Here is a 16,958-nt window from a genome sequence, read left to right on the forward strand (position 1 = left end):
GAGAGCGGGTTCGTATGGAACGACGGATTGATCAATCGGCATTGCGGCTCGATGAAGTGACCAAGGACTACGGTGTGGGGGAACGAGCGGTCCGGGCGCTCGACGGGGTCTCGTTCTCCCTCGGCAGCGGCAGCTTCACCGCAATCATGGGCCCGTCGGGCTCGGGGAAGAGCACGTTGCTGAACTGCGCGGCGGGATTGGAACACCCGACGTCGGGCACCGTACACGTCGGCGGAACGCCATTGCAGGGGCGCGACGAGGACGAGCTGGCCGTCTTCCGCCGCACCCGGATCGGCTTCGTGTTCCAGGGGTTCAACCTGCTGCCGTATCTGACCGCCGAGCAGAACGTCGCCTTGCCCGGCCGGCTCGCGCGGCGGCGGGTCAAGGCCGCCCGGAGCCGCGAGCTGCTCGACAACGTCGGCCTGAAGGACAGGTACGGGCATCTGCCGGCGGAGATGTCCGGCGGCGAGCAGCAGCGGGTGTCGATCGCCCGAGCGCAGGTCTTGGAGCCGGCGGTCCTATTCGCCGACGAGCCCACCGGCGCGTTGGACAGCCGCAGCGCACGCCAGGTGTTGGGCCTGCTACGCGGGTCGGTCGACCGGCAGGGGCAGACCATCGTGATGGTGACCCACGACCCGGTGGCCGCGGCGTACGCGGATGTGGTGATGTTCCTCTTGGACGGCAGAATCGTCGGGCGCCTGCCGAATCCGACGGCCGATGTCGTCGCCACCCAGATGGCCCACCTGGACGAGCTGGCCCAGGGCGGGCGCACCAGCGTCGCCGCCGGTGCCGGAACGGAGGCCGGGCGATGATCCGGCTGGCCTACGCATCCTTGAAGTCTCGGTGGTCGGCGTTCGTGGCGGCGTTCCTGTCGGTCTTCCTCGGTACAACCGTCATCGGGGCTTTCGCGACACTGGCCGAGACCGCCGGCGGCGACGTGAGCGCCACCGATCGGGAAGCCCTGCTCGTCATGGGCGGCGTGGTCGGCGGGTGGGGCCTGGCGATCGTGCTGTTCTCCGTCGCCTCCACGTTGAACCTGACCGTCCGGCAGCGCGCCACCGAGATCGCGTTGCTCCGCACGGTCGGCGCCACGCCACGCCAGGCGCGCCGGATGCTCGTCGCCGAGACGGCAGGTGTCTCCGCCGTGGCCGCGGCGTTGGCCGCCGTACCCGCGTGGCTGGCCGGCGCGGGTCTCTTCGCGGTGATCGAGAGGGCTGACATCGTCGCGCCCACCGTCGAGCATCAGGCCGGAGTCGCGTCGATCGGCGGCGCCTCGGTCGCCATGGTGATCGTCTCGGCGCTGGCCGCGGGGCTCGCGTCACGACGGGCGACGAAGGCCGCGGCGCGGACCGCGTTGACGGAGAGCACAACCGACCGTGATCGGATGAGCCGGCGGCGCATCGTGGCCGGCGTCGTGTTCCTCCTGGTCGGACTCAACTACTCGGTGCTGACCGTGACCGTGATGGCCGACAGCGACGACCCGTACGCGGCTATGGCCACGGCTGGTCCGGCGGCGATCGCCTGGGCCATCGGACTGGCGATCCTCGCGCCGGCCTTGCTGCGGGTGGCGGCGGTGCTGGTCGGGGTATTCCTCCGGCATGCCGGAGCCGCCGGTTACCTGGCGGCCCACAACGCCACCAGGCGGGCACACCGCCTCGCCGGCGTGTTGATGCCAGTGATCATCTTCGTGGGCGTCGGGACCGGCACCACGTACCTGATGGCCATCGAGAACGAGGTCACGGCTGGGGTCGCGACATCGGCAGATGACGATCTCATCGCGATGCTCAACTACGTGGTGGTCGGCATGATCTCGTTGTTCGCGGCCATCATGGTAGTGAACACGACGGTCGCTGTCATCAGCGCGCGGCGCAGGGAGTTCGGCCAGCAGCGTCTCACCGGCGCCACCAGTAGGCAGGTCACCGCCACCACCCTGTTCGAGGGCGGCCTGGTCGCGTTGACCGGAATCATCCTCGGCGGCGTGGCGTCGCTCGGTACCATCGTGCCGTACAGCCAGGTCAAGCTCGACCGCCTGCTGCCTGACCTTGGTATCGGCTATTTCCTCGGTGTGGTCGCGCTCACGTTGCTGCTTACCCTCGGCAGCGGCTATGTGGCCACTCGCCGCAGCCTGGACATGCCGCCACTACAAGCGGCGGCCAGCCCGGCATGACACCGAAGTGTTTGACTGGCTGGTAGGGCCAGGGCTTTGAGAGACTGGCCGGTGGGATCGACAAAGGGTGAGACGGTGGATCGGTTGCCTGTGTGGCCGGTGGGCCGCGCGGGTCTGGAAGCCCGGTTGCGGCTGACCGCATACTTGGGTGTTCACGTACTCCTCTTCGTCCCGGCCCTGGTTCTGCTGGCGGTCACGCTGGTCGGATGGGCCACGGCTCCGGCGCTGATCGGAGCGGTGCTGCTGTTCGCCGCCGTGCCGCTCACCCAGCGGGTGGCCAACGTGCACCGCGTGTTGGGCGGCCGGATTCTCGGCGCGGAGATCGCCGCCGTCTACCGCTCACACTCTGGCCGCGGACCGCTCGGCGCCGCCTGGGTCTGGCTGCGGGACCGAACCCGCTGGCGCGACGTCGGTTTCCTCGCCTTCTCGATCACCGGCGGGGTGTTCATCTCGACGCTGGCCGTGCTGCCGCTGCCCGCAGCGGTGAGTTATGCCGTCCTCGCGGTGGTGATCAACGGCGTCTGGTGGGCGCTCATCCCGGTGGTGCTCACCGTGTGGTGGGTGTGCACACCCCTGCTGGCCCAGGCCCGGGCATCCGCCGACCGCGCTCTGCTATCCCCGTCCCGAACCGAGGAGCTCGAACGACGGGTCGCGGATGTGACGGCCTCCCGGGCGGAGACCCTCGACCACTCGGCCGCGGATCTGCGCCGGATCGAGCGAGATCTGCACGACGGCGCGCAGGCGCGGATGGTCTCCCTCGGCATCCAGATCGGTCTGGCCAAAGAGCTCATGAGCAGCGATCCCGAGGCGGCGAAGAAACTGCTGGAGGAAGCCGGCGACGTCAACAGGTCCGCCATCGACGACCTACAGTCCCTGGTGCGCGGAATCCACCCACCTGTACTGGCCGACCGGGGCCTGGCCGGAGCGGTCGAGGCGCTGGCCTTGCAGCTGTCGCTGCCGGTCACCGTCAGTGTTGACCTTACCGGCCAGCCTCCGGCGCCGGTCGAGTCAGCGGCGTACTTCGCCGTCGCGGAGTGCCTGGCCAACGCGGTCAAACACAGCGGTGCACACCGTGCCTGGGTGACCCTGGCGCATCAGGACGGAGTACTCGGCATCACCGTCGGCGACGACGGCCGCGGCGGCGCGACCATGAACGGCGGTAGCGGCCTGGCCGGTGTGGCCCGCCGGCTCGCGGCGTTCGACGGCACTATCATCATCGCGAGCCCGTCCGGGGGGCCCACGATCGTGTCGATGGAGGTGCCGTGCGCGTTGTCATCACCGAAGACCACGCCCTCCTCCGAGACGGCCTGACCCGGCTGCTCACCGCACACGACATCGACGTGGTCGCTGCCGTCGACAACACGTACTCGCTAGAGAAGGTGCTGCAGGAAGAGCAGGTCGACGTTGCGGTGGTGGACGTGCGCCTGCCGCCGACCTTCACCAATGAAGGGCTCGTGGCCGCCATCGGGATCCGCGAACAGCGGCCCGGGCTGGCAGTGCTGGTCTTGAGCCAGTACGTCGAGCCGCTCTATGCACGAGAGTTACTCGCGTCCGGGAAAGGCTCAGTCGGCTACCTGCTGAAGAATCGGGTGACCAACGTCGGTGCATTCGTCGATGCGGTCCGTCAGGTCGCAGCCGGCGGCACCGTTCTCGATCCCGAGGTGGTCGCGACGATGCTTGCCCGTGCCGACAGGGACGATCCGATGGCGCGGCTCACCCAGCGTGAACGTGAGGTGCTCGCATTGATGGCCGAGGGGCGGTCGAACGCCGCGATCGCGGCTCAGCTGTATATAAGCGAGGCCGCCGTCGGTAAACACACCAACAGAATCTTCGCCAAACTCGGCCTACCCGTCGCCATCGACGACAACCGTCGCGTGCTGGCCGTGCTCGCCTACCTGCACGAACACACATGATCGCGGCGTGCATCGCGGTGTGCCCGCGAAGAGTCCGACATCGTGGTGGCTATCACCACCGCAATGTCGGTTCCTAGCCGGAACAGACCGCTGGGTGGTCACCCGTGTCGCCGAGGTCGCGCAGCCGTTGGGTGAGGTAGCGCTGCTCCGGCAGGCTGGTGGTTAGCTGCGCGGCTCGGCGGTACTGTTCGGCCGCGGCTGTTGCGTCGTCGTTCATCTCCAGCAGATGGGCTCGCACCGCGTACAGCCGGTGGTGTCGTTGCATGGTGGAGTCGGTGAGCAGCGGTTCGAGCATGGCCAGGCCGGACTCTGGACCGTGCACCATCGCGACGGCGACGGCATGGTTGAGCGTGACCGTTGGTCCTGGCGCCACTCGGCTGAGCATGGCGTAGAGGAGGCTGATCTGTTGCCAGTCGGTTGCTTCATACGTCCGCGCTTCGGAGTGGACGGCGGCGATCGCCGCTTGGAGCTGATAGCGGCCGACGTGCCCGCGGGGCAGTGTCCGTTCCAGGAGTGCGACGCCCTCGGCGATTAGATCGTGCCGCCATCGTGAGCGGTCCTGCTCGGCCAGTGGGATGAGATCGCCGGAGGCGTCGGCGCGGGCTGCTGACCTGGCGTGGGTGAGCAGCATCAAAGCCAGCGCGCCGGTCACCTCGTCGTGGTCGGGCAGGGCGACGTGGAGTTTCCGAACTAGTCGGATGGCCTCCTCGGCGAGGTCGACGTCGACGAGGGCCTCACCCGAGGTGCGGGTGTAGCCCTCGCTGAACACCAGGTGGCAGACGTCGAGCACGGCGGCGACACGAGCCGGTAGTTCCTCCCCCGAGGGCATAGCGAACCGTGCGCCGGCCTCGCGTAACGTCGCGCGAGCGCGGGTGAGGCGCTGGGTCATGGTGCGGGCTGGGACGAGGTAGGCGGCGGCGATCTGCTCGACGCCGAGCCCGCTGACCGCACGCAGGCTGAGCGCCACCTGCGACGACCTGCTCAGGGCCGGGTGGCAGCAGAGGACGAGTAGCCGCAGTGTGTCGTCGGCGTCGTCCCGGACGACCTCGTCCGGTCCTGGTGTGACGCTGGCGTCGGCTGGTTGGCGTGCCACCTCCAGGATCTCGCGGCCGATCCGTGCGGAGTCGGCGCGGACCCGGTCGATCAGGCGGCGCGACGCGACCCGGATCAGCCATGCTCTTGGGTTGTCGGGGATCCCGCGGATCGGCCACTGGGCGGCAGCCGCGGCGGCGGCCTCCTGGATCGCGTCCTCGCAGTCGCCCAGGTCACCGTGTCTGCGCAGAAGTGCCCCGAGGACGTGTGGCGCTTCTCGCCGCCACACGTCCTCGAGGGTGTGTTGCACCATGCGGTCCACCCGCGATCGTTACTGCTCTTCCCCGCCCGGCCACATCATGGGTCGTAGCTCCACCGTCTCCGCCGGGCCGGCGAAGCGGGCGACTACCTGTTCGGCCCGGGCCTGGTCTTCCACGTCGATGATGAAGAACCCGGCCAGGTGCTCTTTGGTTTCCGAGTACGGGCCATCGCTCACCAGCGGCGACCCGTCGTGCCACCGGTACAGCCGGGCCGTGGCGGGGTCGCCGAGCGCCTCTCCGCCGACGAATTCACCATTGGCCTGTATCTCGGACAGCACCTGCTCGAAGTCGTCGTCCAGGCGTTTGCGCACGTCGTCCGGTAGCGCTTGATACTCGGGCAGGTAGTTGCCTGTGGGGTGTCCCCACGGCTGCGGGTTCGAGTGGATCAGGATCACGTATTTCATCGGAGATCACCTCGTCTCGACGACGGCCTTTCCGTCGCTCGACCGGAACGTCGGTGCCGACGCGCTGATGTCGACATTACCCATGGCGACGAATTCGGCTGCACGTCGCATGATGCTGTGGTTGTTGACCGCCGCGTGCCACCATAGGCCGCGGTGGGCACGAGAGGACGTCATGACCGAGGTATCGAGGGAAACGCCGCCAGCGAGTCCAGCCCCTACCACCGGCTACGTACCGGTGAACGGCCTGGAGCTGTATTACGAGATTCACGGCTCGGGGGGTATTCCCCTGCTCCTGCTGCACGGCGGGTTGTTCAATATCGACCTCCAGTTCGGTGCGGTGTTGCCTGGCCTGGCCGAGAATCGGCAGGTCATCGCCGTGGACTTTCAGGGTCACGGCCGCACGGGCGACATCGACCGGCCGCTGACCAGCGCCTACCTTGCCTCCGATGTCGTCGGTCTGCTGGGGCATCTCGGAGTTCCGCGGGTCGACGTGTTCGGGTTCAGCGTCGGTGGCGCGGTCGGACTGTACCTTGCCATCAAACACCCGGATCTCGTGCGTAAGCTGGTCGTTTCCTCCGCGTCGTTCCATCCGGACGGGGGCCGGCCGGAGAACAGGGAGGCCGTCGGCGAGCTGACGGTCGACATGATCGCCGGCACGCCGATGCAGGATGACTATCTGGCCAAGTCACCGACGCCGGACAGGCTGCAGGCCTTGTTGGACAAGTTGGGGACGTTCGACGACGGCTTCGGCGGCTGGTCCGACGCCGACGTGGCGGGTATCGCCGCGCCGACGTTGATCACCGTAGGTGACTGCGACGCGGTGACACTCGAGCATGCCGTGCGTTTCCTGCGGCTGCGCGGGGGCGACGTCAACGGTGACTTCGTCGGTGTCCCCACCTCGCAGTTGGCGGTATTCCCTGGTACGACGCACTTCTTCGGCTTGAGCCGGACCGCCTTGGTGCTCGACGTGGTGACTACATTCCTCGATACACCGGACCCGCCTGACGCCGGCACACCATAGCCACCATCATCAGGTGCGGGCGGATCATGATCAATCGGACTCGCTGGGACATTCGTGACCATGATCGCTACGAGTGTGCATGAGGATAGTCACAACTCTATTGCGCTGGCTCGAGCACCCCGCTAGACCTGCTATGTGCCTGATCTAGACCCGGTGATCCGGGACCATTACACCGCCGCCAACGAGCGCGACCGCCTCACGGCCGGCACCGGGCTCGTGGAGTTCCTGCGAACCCAGGAACTGCTCGCCCGAATCCTCCCGCCCCCACCAGCCAGGGTGCTCGACGTGGGTGGCGGGGCCGGCATTCATGCTGGACCGTTGACCGCCCAAGGCTACGAGGTCCATCTCATCGACCCTGTCCCGCTGCATGTCGAGCAGGCCGGTGACGTGCCCGGATTGGCGAGCGTGACCACCGGTGACGCGCGTTCGCTGGACTGGTCGGCAGATAGTGTCGACGCGGTTCTCCTGCTGGGCCCGCTATATCACCTGACCGCACGGGCCGACCGGCTGCAAGCGTTGGCCGAAGCCAGGCGGGTCCTGCGCCCGGCCGGTGTGATGGCCGCCGCGGCCATCAGCCGCTATGCGTCCACCATCGGCGGTTTGCTCCGCGGTCAGCTGCGCGACCCGCGCTTCGAGTCGATCGTGGAACGGGACGTCGCCGATGGGCAGCACCGCAACCCGGACGACGTCCCGGAGTGGTTCACCACGGCCTACTTTCACGAGCCTGGTGAGTTGGCCGTGGAGGCGAGCGGCGCTGGCTTCGTCGATGTCGAGGTGGTCGCGGTAGAGGGCCCTGCGGCGTTGTTGCCTGACCTGCCACTCTGGCTGGAGAAGGACTGCGAGGTGCTGATGCGAGCGATTCGGCGGGTCGAGAGGGCCCCAGCGTTGCTGGGGGTGAGCCCACATCTGTTGCTGACCGCCCGGTCTCCAGCGGACGGGTGACGCCGGTGGCCCACCCCGGGTGTCAGGCTAACTGGCGCCGGCGGGGCCAACGGTGTGCCGTCGGCCACGGTGCGGGTTCCATCGCGCCGAGGCCCGGGGGCAGAATGCGGCGTATGAACGACGGCGACCCGTTGGAGCGGCTACGACGACTGTGCCTGGCGCTCCCGGAGACGACGGAACGGCCCAGCCATGGCGAGCCAACGTGGTTCGTGCGTGACAAGAAGGTCTTCGTCACCTATGCCGACCACCATCACGACGACCGCCTGGGTTTCTGGTGTGCCGCCCCGCCCGGCGTCCAAGAGGAGCTGGTCGCGGAGGACCCGGAGCGGTTCTTCCGACCGCCCTATGTTGGCCACCGCGGCTGGTTGGGGGTCCGGCTGGACGTCCCGGTCGATTGGGACGAGATCGCTGAGATCGTCCGCGACGCCTATCGGCTCGTGGCGCCGAAGACGTTGGTGGCGCAGCTCGACGCGGACAGCTGATCGACGGCACCGGCTCGATGGTTCATCCGGCAGCCAGGTCGAAGTTCTGCGGCCCTCGCCGTAGGGGTGAGCCCCACGCCGCGACCGCCGTGGCCCCGATGACCACCAGCATCACCAATAAGGCCGCGCGGACGGACGCGGCGTCGGCGAGCATCCCCCCGATCAACGCCCCGATGGGCTGGCCCCCCGCCGCCACCAGCCGGGCGGATGCGTTGACCCGGCCCTGCATGTGATCAGGTGTTACGCGCTGGCGGATGGTGATGCCGTTGATGGTGACGATGATGTACCCGAGCTGCCAGCAGGCGACGAGGACCAGGGCCGCGGGCAGCGACGTCGCCACGCAGAGTCCGGCTACCGACGCGGTGGCCAGCCACAGCCCGGCGACCGTCACCCGGCCGGCACCGAAGCGGGCTGAAGCGGCGGGGAGGGCGAGCGTGGCGATCAGCGCTCCGCAGGCGCCCGCTGAGAACAACAGGCCGATGGCGGGGTCGTCGTCGGCCAAACCGAGCTGGTTGACGCCGTAGACGACGAGCAACCCGAAGACCGCTCCGGCGGTGATGCCATTGCCGATGCCCAGCAGCGTGAGCAGACGCACGGTCCGTTGTCTCCAGACGAACGCCACGCCGACTCGGATGTCGGTGGCCAACGATCGCATCAGGCCGTCGCCGTCACTACGGTGTGGGCCGGTGGCGGCGGTGAGAGCACGCGGAATCAAGGCGATGGCCCCGGCCGCCACGAGGTAACTCGTGCCGTCGACGATCAGAGCGTTGGCTCCGCCGATGGACGCCATCAAGCCGGCCGCCATCAACGGAGCGACAGCGCCGGCAACGGTCCGGGCACTCCAGAGTGCGCTGTTGGCCGCGGGGAGGCGTTCTCGCCCGGCGACCGACACGAGCACACTGAAATGTGCGGCGTCGGACCAGACGAACATAGTGGCGCAGACGGCCGCCGCCGCGTAGAGGTGACCGACGGTCAGCTCCCCGGTGTGGGCCACCAGCGGCACGGAGAGCATGGTCACCGCACTGGCGATATCACAGAGAATGATCACCGCCCGTCGGTTGACCCGGTCGGCCACCGCGCCGGCCGGCAGGCCGAACAGGATGTACGGTACCACGCTGATGGCGCTGAACACCGAGGTGTGCAGTGCGGAGCCGGTCATCTGGTAGGCCAGGATCGGCATGACGACGCCGCTGATCGCCGTGCCGGTGGTGGAGACCGTCTGGCCGATCCACAACAGCCGGAAGGGGCTGTCGCGGCGCAGTGGCTCCGGCGCCGTGGTGGTCACCGTGTCACAGGGCGGCGTCGAGTTCGCCGAGCCGTTCGATCAGGCGGAGGTTCTCCCGGTAGTCGACCGGGCAGTTGATGATGGAGACTCCGTCGTCGTCGAGGGCGGCGCGCAAGGTCGGCAGCAGCTGGTCGGCCGAGGTTATCTCGTAACCCTTCGCACCGAAGCTCTGGGCGTAGGTGACGACGTCAGGGTTGGTGAACCCGGTGTTGCTGTGTTCTCCGAGCTCCATGTCCATCTTCCACTCGATGAGACCGTATCCGTTGTCCTCCCAGATCAGCACGGTCAGCGGGATACCCTCGCGGACGGCTGTCTCGATTTCCTGCGAGTGCATCAGCCAGGCGCCGTCGCCGACGACGGCCAGGACCTTCCGGTCCGGCTGGGCCAACGCGACGGCCAACGCCCCTGGCAGCGCGAAACCCATCGTGGACAAGCCGTTGGAGATCAGGCAGGTGTTCGGGGCGTAGGTGGGGTAGAGCCGGGCCATCCACATCTTCACCGCGCCGGTGTCGACGAGTGTGACGTCCGCACGGCCGAGGGCGGCCCGGGTGTCGGCGACGACGCGTTGCGGCGCCAGCGGGAACCGGTCGTCGGCTCGACCGTGGTCGAGTTCTTCGGCGAGCAGCGTGCTCGACCGGGTAGGACCGGTGCTCGGGCAGTGATGGTCGCCGAGAGCGTCGCGTAGCGCATCGAGCGACGCGGAGATGTCGGCGATGATGCCTACGTCCACCGAGTAGTGGGTGTCTACCTCGGCAGGGAATCGGTGCAGGTGAATGACCTTCTTGTCGCCGTCCGGGTTGATCCGGGCCGGGTCGAACTCCTGCAGCTCGTAGCCCACCGAGATGATCAGGTCGGCCTCGTCGAAGCCGAAGTTGGCGTAGTCGCGGCCCATGAAGCCGAACGTGCCGACCGAATGGGGGTGGTCGTCGGCGAACACCCCTTTGCCATGGAAGGTGGTGGCGACCGGCACCCCTACAGCCTCGGCGAACTTGACGAGAGCATCGGCCGCGCCGCCCCGCGCCGCTCCGTGCCCGGCCAGCACGATCGGATGCTCAGCGGCCTTGATCAGCTGTACGGCGCGTTGCACCTGGTTCGGTGATGGCGCCTCGGGGCGCACCACGTTGCGCCGCAGTGGGCGTAGACCGGTGTCGGCCGGAGCGTCGTCGACATCCTCCGGGACGGCCAGGTAGACCGCACCGGGCCGCTCGGTCTCGGCGGTCTTGAACGCCTTACGGACCATCTCCGGGATGGCCTCCGGCGTGGGTACTCCGGCCGACCACTTGGTGATCGGCTGGAACAGGCTCACCAGGTCGACGAACTGGTGAGATTCCTTGTAGTTGCGGTCGCGACCCACCTGGGCCGAGATGGCCACCAGAGGTGTGCTGTTCGTCATCGCGTCGGCGACACCGAGCTGGAGGTTGATCGCCCCGGGGCCGAGCGTCGCCGAGACCACACCGGCGGAGCCGGTGACCCGGCCGTACATCTCCGCCATAAACGATGCGGCCTGTTCGTGGCGGGTAAGCACGTAGCGGATGTCAGAGCGTTCCAGCGCCTGAGTGAAGTGGATGTTCTCTTCGCCGGGTAGTCCGAACACGACGGTCACGCCCTCGTTCTCCAGGCAGCGGACCATGAGTTCGGCGGCCGTTGGCCCACCGTCGGTCTGGTGGCTCGGTGTGGGGTGGGTCATGGCGGGCCCTCCTCGATGTGGCGCGTGGTGGGTGGTGGTGCGGCGAGGCCGGCACGGGCGGTGTGTCGCCCGTGCCGGCTCGGAAGGCGGCTGCCTACCCCGGGTTGCCCGGTGCCGATCAGGTGGTTGTTCTGACCGCCACGCTATCGGGCTGTGCCGCCGCTGCCGGGATCACCTCCACGTCGGCGTCGGCGCCGCCCATGGGTACAGTGCTGATGGCCTGCGGCTGCATCTCTTCCTCCGGCTGCCCGGGGGTGGGGCTGCCCGGACTGGCCTCCTCGCCGTGTCCTTGGGCGGGGCGGACGTTGCGCAGGAAGACCGCGGCCGTGATGCCGGCCAGCGCGGCCATGATCGCTCCGACGGTGGCGGTGATGTGTAGGCCCGAGGTGAAGGCGTGTTGTGCCGAGTCGATCAGCGCGGCAGCGCTGGCGGCAGGTAGTTCTTGTGCCGCGATGGCAGCTCCGGCGATGGTGTCCCTGGCGGCCTCCGCCGCCGCGGCCGGGGTGTCGGCCGGAATGGCGTCGCTCACCTGATTGCGGTAGACGGCGAGGCCAAGGCTCCCAAGGACGGCCAGCCCGAGCGCGCCGCCGAACTCCTGGCTGGTTTCCGAGACCGCGGAGGCCGCCCCGGCTCGGTCCGGTGGTGTCGCCCCGATGACGAGGTCGATGCCGAGGGCAGCGGCAGGGGCGAATCCGGCCGCCATGATGGCGGAACCGACGATGATCGGTGCGATGCCCGCGCCCGCCTCGACCTGGGTGATCACTGCGAGGCCGACGGCGCCGACACCGAACCCGGCGCCGATCAGGTAGGCGGGCCGGACGATGCGCACCAGAGCCGGGGCGAGCATCATGCCGAGCATTCCGGCGCCGGTCATCGGCAGCACCCACAGCCCGGCCCGCCACGGCGAGAGCCCGTGGACGAGTTGCAAGTACTGCATGACGAACAGGTTGAGCCCCATCATCACGAACGTCGCCGTGGTCATGACGGTGAGCGATGCGCTGAAGGCGGGGTTGCGGAACAGCTTGACGTCGATCATGGGGTCGTCCAAGACCTTCTGACGACGGAAGAAGGCGATGCCGATGGCGACGCCGACGATGATGGCGGCGACGGGCACCACGGCGAAGCCGTGTTTGGCTAGCTCCTTGATTCCGTAGATGGCCGGGAGGGCGGTGGCGAGCAGGAGTATGGCGCTAACCAGGTCGAGCCGGCCGGAACTGGCGCTGCGGTACTCCGGCAGGAGGAACGGTCCGACGACGAGCAGCAGAACCATGACGGGTACCCCGACGAGGAAGACCGAACCCCACCAGTAGTTATCGAGCAGGGCGCCGCCGACCAGCGGGCCGATCGAGGCTCCCACCATGAAGCTCATGGCCCAGAGCGAGATCGCGGTGGTGCGCTGGCGGTCGTCGAGGAACATGTTCCGGATCAGCGACAGTGTCGAAGGCATCAGGGTCGCACCCGCGATGCCGAGCAGGGCCCGGGTGGCGATCAGCATTTCCGGTGTCGTCGAGTAGGCGGCCAGAACGGATGCGACACCGAAGGCCACGGCTCCGATGAACAGGAGCCGTCGGCGGCCGATCCGGTCGCCGAGGCTGCCCATGGTGATGAGGAAGCCGGCGATGAGGAAGCCGTAGATGTCAGTGATCCACAGCAGTTGTGTGCTGGTGGGCTGGAGGTCGGCGCTCAAGTGCGGCACCGCGAGGTGCAACACCGTCAGGTCCATGATCACGAGCATGGCGGGTAGGGCTAGCACGGCCAGCCCGATCCATTCCTTGAGGCCGGCGCGGGGAGGTGCGGCGGTAGTCACGTCGGTCGTCCTTTCGAGGTGGTCGGCGGATGGCCGCCCTTGCCTTCGACGACCCGATAATGACGTTAGGACCTGAACTAATGTTTAGGTCAACGCGGTGAGATCGAGGTCACAACACCCATACGACGTCACCGGCCGGCCGTGTCGACACGTCGGCCGAGGGAGGGCGGGGCGTCAGCCCTGGGAACGCGGGCGTCAACCCAGAGAATGACGCATTGGGCCGGCCGGCGAGCGTATCGTCAGGCTGTGCGACGTCGGGACCGGGTGTACATCTGGCTACGTGACCACCCCTTGGTGGTCGACTCGGCCATAGCCGGCTTCCTGTTCCTGTTCGTCAGCTTCTTCGGCTGGCCAGTCTTGTTCGACCCGTACAACCTGCCGATGGCCTACGAAACCGTGCTGCCCACCATCACCTTCGGGCTGAACCAGTCTCTGTACACCGTAGGCACCCCGTTGATATCGGCCGGGCTGATCCTGCCGCTGGCGCTGCGCCGAGTGCGGCCGGAATGGACGGGCATACTCGTCTTCAGCACCGCGTTCGTGCAATGGGTTTTCGCGATACCGATCCAGGCGGCACAGATCGGCGTGCTGGTGGCGCTGCACGCCCTCGCGGCCTACGGGCGGCGCGGGGCCGCCCGCACCGGCCTGGTGGTGTGCCTCATCGCAGCCCCGCTGGCCGCCGTCCGATACGTCATCACGTTCGAGACGGCCGTCCCGTTGACCATCGGAATGGCGGCGCTGGTCCTGGCCGCCTGGGCGGTGGGCGACCTCCAGCGGGTCCGGCGCCAGCAACTCGACGCGCTGCGCGACCGGGCCCACCGGCTGGAGGTGGAGCGCGAGCAGGAAGCCCGGCTGGCCGCCGCCGACGAACGGGCCCGGATCGCTCGCGAGATGCACGACGTCGTCGCCCACTCGTTGTCGGTGGTGATCGCGCAGGCCGACGGCGGCCGGTATGCGGCGGCGGACGATCCCCAAGCCGCGGTCCGTGCGTGTGACACCATCTCGCAGACCGGTCGTAGCGCGCTGACGGAGATGCGCCGGCTGCTCGGAGTGCTGCGCACCGGCGACGGGCCCAACCGAGCGCCCACACCAGGCCTGGACGACATCGACGATCTCATCGGCGGCGTCCGCGATAGCGGCCTCGAGGTTCGCCACACGTCGACGGGTACCCAGCGTCCCGTCTCGACGGGGGTGGCTCTCGCCGTATACAGGATCGTCCAGGAAGCCCTGACCAACGTGCTCAAACATGCCGGTCCCGACGTCGTCGCCGAGGTCCGGCTGGACTGGACCCCCGGCGGTCTGATGCTGGCGATCGCCGACAACGGGCGCGGTGCGGCCGCCGACAGCTCGCTGCGCCAGGACGCCGGCGGCCCGGGCCACGGGGTGCCCGGCATGACGGAACGGGCCGCCCTCTACGGGGGACGGTTGCAGGCTGGACCGGTTCCGGGTGGCGGATATCTGGTCCGGGCCCACTTTCCCGACCTCACCATGGAGACAATGCAGCGGTGACAACACCTCTCACCGGCCCGGCCGGCACCGAACCCCACTCCGAGCCCAGCCTCGCTCCGGACGGTCGGGGCGGCGGCCCGATCCGGGTCATCCTGGTCGACGACCAGCAACTCGTCCGCGCCGGGCTGGCCATGGTCATCAACTCCCAGCCCGACCTGGAGGTCGTGGCGGAGGCCGGCAACGGCTCCGATGCTTTACAACTGATCGGCGTGACCGGTTGCGACGTCGTGCTCATGGATGTCCGGATGCCCCGGATCGACGGCATCGAGGCCACCCAGCATCTACTGACCGACCCGCGTTACGCCCCGGCACCGAAGGTCGTGGTGCTGACCACCTTCGATCTCGACGAGTACGCGCTGGCCGCGATCAAGGCAGGGGCCAGTGGTTTCCTCCTGAAGGACGCACCCCCGGAGGAATTGCTGGCCGCGATCCGTACCGTATACCGCGGCGACGCGGTCATAGCACCGAGCACCACCAGGCGGCTGCTCGACCACGTCGCGCCGCTCCTCCGAGAAGAGGAGCCGGACGCCGGGCCGGATGTCTTGAGCACGTTGACCGAGCGCGAGCGTGAGGTGCTGGTCCAGATGGCGTATGGGCTGTCCAACAGTGAGCTCGCCACCCATTTCGTAGTGTCTGAGGCGACGGTGAAGACACACGTGGGCCGGATCCTGGCCAAGCTCGGCTCCCGGGATCGGGTCCAGGCCGTGGTCGTCGCCTACCAGACTGGGTTGGTCAAACCGTAGCCGGTGCCTCAGGCAGACGTGGGATCGAAGTATCCTCGGCCACCTCAATGGCCGGGACTGGCTTGCATCGCCGGACAGGAGCCACCGGGCGAGGTAGTGGGCTCGAAATGCCAGGGTTCGTTCTCGTACCTGCGGCAGAGCCCGAAACGCCAGCCGTTCTCGTCCAGCCAGGCGGCACCCTCAGGTGGTCCGACGTCGACGGCGAGGCCCCGAACGTGCATCGACTGGTCCGGGGGCAACACCCACTGCCGGGCGGCGGCCTCGGAGCCGTGGTCCCGTACGGCCTTGGCGTATAACTCTTCCTGGTGAGCGTAGCTCCGCCAACCAGAGGTGACGGTGAGTTCCACGCCTTCGTTGGCCGCGGCAAAGCTGGCTTCATCGATCCGAGCCGCCATCTCCGGGGTCAGTCCGCCCGGATCGATCCCGTGGTCGAGGGACGGGTCGACGACGTGCGGGTCTCCGGGATGGGCGTCGGGCCCAGCGTCGGAGCCGGAGTGGTCGAGTTCAGGGTCCAGCTCAGCTCCGCCCGGCGGGTTCTCCGGTGAATCGCCACCGGTGGAGCCGGCGGTCGGATCGCGTCTGGTGACCGCGAAACCCGCGCCGCCGAGCAGTGCGAGCCCGCCGAGGACGACACTGCGGCGGCGGACCCTCTGTTGTGTGCTTGCCATGCCTTCAGCGTCGGATGTGGACCACCGTGCCGGCGTCCCCCCGCAGGTTGATCCACCGGCCCGGGTAGTACAGCCGGAGGTGGACGAGAGTCCAGCCGCCATGGTGACGCCACTGCTGCCGCCTGGTCCCTAACGTCGTTCCTGGGGTTACGACGATGAACCAGGAGGACGTTATGTCAGTGTCGGTCGCTACCGAGAAGAGACGGGCCGGGGTACTGGCGGCCGGTGGCCACGCGGTGACCGCCTCCGGTCTGGGCAAGGTCTACGGAACCGGCGCTACCGCGGTTCGGGCCCTCTACGAGATCGACATCGCGTTCGAGGTAGGGCAGTTCAGCGCGATCATGGGCCCGTCGGGGTCGGGCAAGTCCACGTTGATGCACTGTCTGGCCGGGCTGGACACGGCGACGGTGGGTCGAGTGTGGCTGGGCGACACCGAACTCACCCACCTGGACGACACCGAACTCACCCTGCTGCGTCGAAACCGGGTCGGGTTCATCTTCCAGTCGTTCAACCTGATCCCGACTCTTACCGCACGCCAGAACATCGAATTGCCGATGGACCTGGCCGGCCGGCGGCCGGACCCGGACCGGTTGGCCGAACTCACGACCACCCTCGGGGTAGCGGACCGCTTGGACCATCGCCCGGCCGAGATGTCCGGGGGCCAGCAGCAGCGGGTGGCCATCGCCCGGGCGCTCATGGCCGACCCCGACGTGGTGTTCGCCGACGAACCCACCGGAAATCTCGACTCCCGGACCGGTGCGCAGGTTCTCGACCTCCTGCGGCGCAGCGTCCGCGAGTTCGGGCAGACGGTGGTGATGGTCACCCACGACCCGGTCGCGGCGTCGTACGCCGATCGGGTGGCGATGTTGAGCGATGGCCGGCTGGCCGGCGACCTGACCGACCCGACACCGGACCGGATTCGAGCCGCGCTGGACCGGCTCTGGGAGTGCGGCCAGTGACCACCCGCCGCGGGATGGC

17 protein-coding genes are annotated in these 16,958 nt (G+C 68.3%); 10 read left to right on the plus strand and 7 right to left on the minus strand.

Annotation, left to right across the window (positions count from 1 at the left end; genetic code table 11):
• Positions 1 to 14: 14 nt before the first annotated feature.
• The 4 genes from G8760_RS03585 (at position 15) to G8760_RS03600 (ending at position 4,080) form a co-directional block, all read left to right on the plus strand.
• Positions 15 to 812 (plus strand): ABC transporter ATP-binding protein, encoded by a 798-nt coding sequence (locus G8760_RS03585; protein WP_207781979.1) that lies wholly within the window; start codon positions 15 to 17, stop codon positions 810 to 812.
• The gene (locus G8760_RS03590; RefSeq protein ID WP_166346673.1) at positions 809 to 2,167 is read left to right on the plus strand and encodes an FtsX-like permease family protein; all 1,359 of its coding nucleotides are present in this window, start codon (positions 809 to 811) and stop codon (positions 2,165 to 2,167) included. Before G8760_RS03585 ends, G8760_RS03590 begins: the two co-directional genes overlap by 4 nt.
• 75 nt (positions 2,168 to 2,242) lie before the next feature.
• Positions 2,243 to 3,478: a sensor histidine kinase gene (locus tag G8760_RS03595; RefSeq protein WP_166346676.1), complete on the plus strand. Its 1,236-nt coding sequence runs from the start codon at positions 2,243 to 2,245 to the stop codon at positions 3,476 to 3,478.
• Positions 3,430 to 4,080, plus strand: coding sequence for a LuxR C-terminal-related transcriptional regulator (locus G8760_RS03600; RefSeq protein WP_166346679.1), 651 nt, complete (start codon positions 3,430 to 3,432; stop codon positions 4,078 to 4,080). The genes G8760_RS03595 and G8760_RS03600 overlap by 49 nt, the downstream gene beginning before the upstream one ends.
• 73 nt (positions 4,081 to 4,153) lie before the next feature.
• On the opposite strand, the gene G8760_RS03605 is transcribed toward G8760_RS03600, so the two are convergent.
• From G8760_RS03605 to G8760_RS03615, 3 genes are read right to left on the minus strand one after another with little or no spacing between them, the layout of a single operon-like run.
• Positions 4,154 to 5,425: an RNA polymerase sigma factor gene (locus G8760_RS03605; protein ID WP_166346682.1), complete on the minus strand. Its 1,272-nt coding sequence runs from the start codon at positions 5,423 to 5,425 to the stop codon at positions 4,154 to 4,156.
• A gap of 18 nt (positions 5,426 to 5,443) precedes the next feature.
• Positions 5,444 to 5,836, minus strand: a complete 393-nt coding sequence (locus G8760_RS03610; RefSeq protein ID WP_166346685.1) for a YciI family protein — start codon at positions 5,834 to 5,836, stop codon at positions 5,444 to 5,446.
• 6 nt (positions 5,837 to 5,842) lie between these two features.
• Positions 5,843 to 6,010 (minus strand): hypothetical protein, encoded by a 168-nt coding sequence (locus tag G8760_RS03615; protein ID WP_166346687.1) that lies wholly within the window; start codon positions 6,008 to 6,010, stop codon positions 5,843 to 5,845.
• Here G8760_RS03615 and G8760_RS03620 point away from each other — a divergent pair.
• The 3 genes from G8760_RS03620 to G8760_RS03630 all read left to right on the plus strand — a co-directional run bounded on the left by G8760_RS03620 (position 6,009) and on the right by G8760_RS03630 (position 8,281).
• Complete coding sequence (locus tag G8760_RS03620; RefSeq protein WP_166346690.1) at positions 6,009 to 6,857, plus strand: alpha/beta fold hydrolase; 849 nt, start codon at positions 6,009 to 6,011, stop codon at positions 6,855 to 6,857. The two genes, G8760_RS03615 and G8760_RS03620, sit on opposite strands and share 2 nt — an antisense overlap.
• A 135-nt stretch (positions 6,858 to 6,992) precedes the next feature.
• Positions 6,993 to 7,799 carry a class I SAM-dependent methyltransferase gene (locus G8760_RS03625; RefSeq protein ID WP_207781980.1) on the plus strand — a complete coding sequence of 269 codons (807 nt, stop codon included), beginning with the start codon at positions 6,993 to 6,995 and terminating at the stop codon, positions 7,797 to 7,799.
• 113 nt (positions 7,800 to 7,912) lie between these two features.
• Entirely contained in the window at positions 7,913 to 8,281 is a 369-nt protein-coding gene (locus G8760_RS03630; RefSeq protein ID WP_166346693.1) for an MmcQ/YjbR family DNA-binding protein, read from the plus strand.
• A gap of 22 nt (positions 8,282 to 8,303) precedes the next feature.
• On the opposite strand, the gene G8760_RS03635 is transcribed toward G8760_RS03630, so the two are convergent.
• From G8760_RS03635 to G8760_RS03645, 3 genes are all read right to left on the minus strand, one after another.
• Positions 8,304 to 9,566 carry an MFS transporter gene (locus G8760_RS03635; protein WP_166346696.1) on the minus strand — a complete coding sequence of 421 codons (1,263 nt, stop codon included), beginning with the start codon at positions 9,564 to 9,566 and terminating at the stop codon, positions 8,304 to 8,306.
• A gap of 4 nt (positions 9,567 to 9,570) precedes the next feature.
• A complete protein-coding gene (locus tag G8760_RS03640; RefSeq protein ID WP_207781981.1) occupies positions 9,571 to 11,253 on the minus strand; it encodes an acetolactate synthase large subunit in 1,683 nt (560 codons plus the stop codon).
• A 118-nt stretch (positions 11,254 to 11,371) separates the two neighbouring features.
• Complete coding sequence (locus tag G8760_RS03645; protein ID WP_246222417.1) at positions 11,372 to 13,060, minus strand: MFS transporter; 1,689 nt, start codon at positions 13,058 to 13,060, stop codon at positions 11,372 to 11,374.
• A 246-nt stretch (positions 13,061 to 13,306) separates the two neighbouring features.
• Here G8760_RS03645 and G8760_RS03650 point away from each other — a divergent pair, with 246 nt between their 5' ends.
• Both G8760_RS03650 and G8760_RS03655 read left to right on the plus strand, forming a co-directional pair.
• Positions 13,307 to 14,569 carry a sensor histidine kinase gene (locus G8760_RS03650; RefSeq protein WP_207781982.1) on the plus strand — a complete coding sequence of 421 codons (1,263 nt, stop codon included), beginning with the start codon at positions 13,307 to 13,309 and terminating at the stop codon, positions 14,567 to 14,569.
• Positions 14,570 to 14,649: 80 nt separating this feature from the next.
• Positions 14,650 to 15,312, plus strand: a complete 663-nt coding sequence (locus G8760_RS03655; protein ID WP_343074364.1) for a response regulator transcription factor — start codon at positions 14,650 to 14,652, stop codon at positions 15,310 to 15,312.
• A 44-nt stretch (positions 15,313 to 15,356) separates the two neighbouring features.
• Here the strand turns inward: G8760_RS03655 and G8760_RS29740 are convergent, their stop codons facing one another.
• Positions 15,357 to 15,980: a M15 family metallopeptidase gene (locus tag G8760_RS29740; protein ID WP_207781983.1), complete on the minus strand. Its 624-nt coding sequence runs from the start codon at positions 15,978 to 15,980 to the stop codon at positions 15,357 to 15,359.
• Positions 15,981 to 16,153: 173 nt separating this feature from the next.
• On the opposite strand from G8760_RS29740, the gene G8760_RS03665 reads away from it, so the two are divergent.
• Complete coding sequence (locus tag G8760_RS03665) at positions 16,154 to 16,939, plus strand: ATP-binding cassette domain-containing protein (RefSeq protein ID WP_166348045.1); 786 nt, start codon at positions 16,154 to 16,156, stop codon at positions 16,937 to 16,939.
• Positions 16,940 to 16,958: the final 19 nt, after the last annotated feature.

This window comes from Phytoactinopolyspora limicola (genome assembly GCF_011320225.1).
In the GTDB taxonomy this organism is placed as follows: Bacteria; Actinomycetota; Actinomycetes; order Jiangellales; family Jiangellaceae; genus Phytoactinopolyspora; species Phytoactinopolyspora limicola.

What these genes read in the sequence shown, in the direction of transcription:
- G8760_RS03585 (WP_207781979.1), top strand. Translation starts at nt 15, where the DNA reads ATGGAACGACGGATTGATCAATCGGCATTGCGGCTCGATGAAGTGACC.
- G8760_RS03590 (WP_166346673.1), top strand. Translation starts at nt 809, where the DNA reads ATGATCCGGCTGGCCTACGCATCCTTGAAGTCTCGGTGGTCGGCGTTC.
- G8760_RS03605 (WP_166346682.1), bottom strand. Translation starts at nt 5,425, where the DNA reads ATGGTGCAACACACCCTCGAGGACGTGTGGCGGCGAGAAGCGCCACAC.
- G8760_RS03610 (WP_166346685.1), bottom strand. Translation starts at nt 5,836, where the DNA reads ATGAAATACGTGATCCTGATCCACTCGAACCCGCAGCCGTGGGGACAC.
- G8760_RS03620 (WP_166346690.1), top strand. Translation starts at nt 6,009, where the DNA reads ATGACCGAGGTATCGAGGGAAACGCCGCCAGCGAGTCCAGCCCCTACC.
- G8760_RS03615 (WP_166346687.1), bottom strand. Translation starts at nt 6,010, where the DNA reads ATGACGTCCTCTCGTGCCCACCGCGGCCTATGGTGGCACGCGGCGGTC.
- G8760_RS03630 (WP_166346693.1), top strand. Translation starts at nt 7,913, where the DNA reads ATGAACGACGGCGACCCGTTGGAGCGGCTACGACGACTGTGCCTGGCG.
- G8760_RS03640 (WP_207781981.1), bottom strand. Translation starts at nt 11,253, where the DNA reads ATGACCCACCCCACACCGAGCCACCAGACCGACGGTGGGCCAACGGCC.
- G8760_RS29740 (WP_207781983.1), bottom strand. Translation starts at nt 15,980, where the DNA reads ATGGCAAGCACACAACAGAGGGTCCGCCGCCGCAGTGTCGTCCTCGGC.
- G8760_RS03665 (WP_166348045.1), top strand. Translation starts at nt 16,154, where the DNA reads ATGTCAGTGTCGGTCGCTACCGAGAAGAGACGGGCCGGGGTACTGGCG.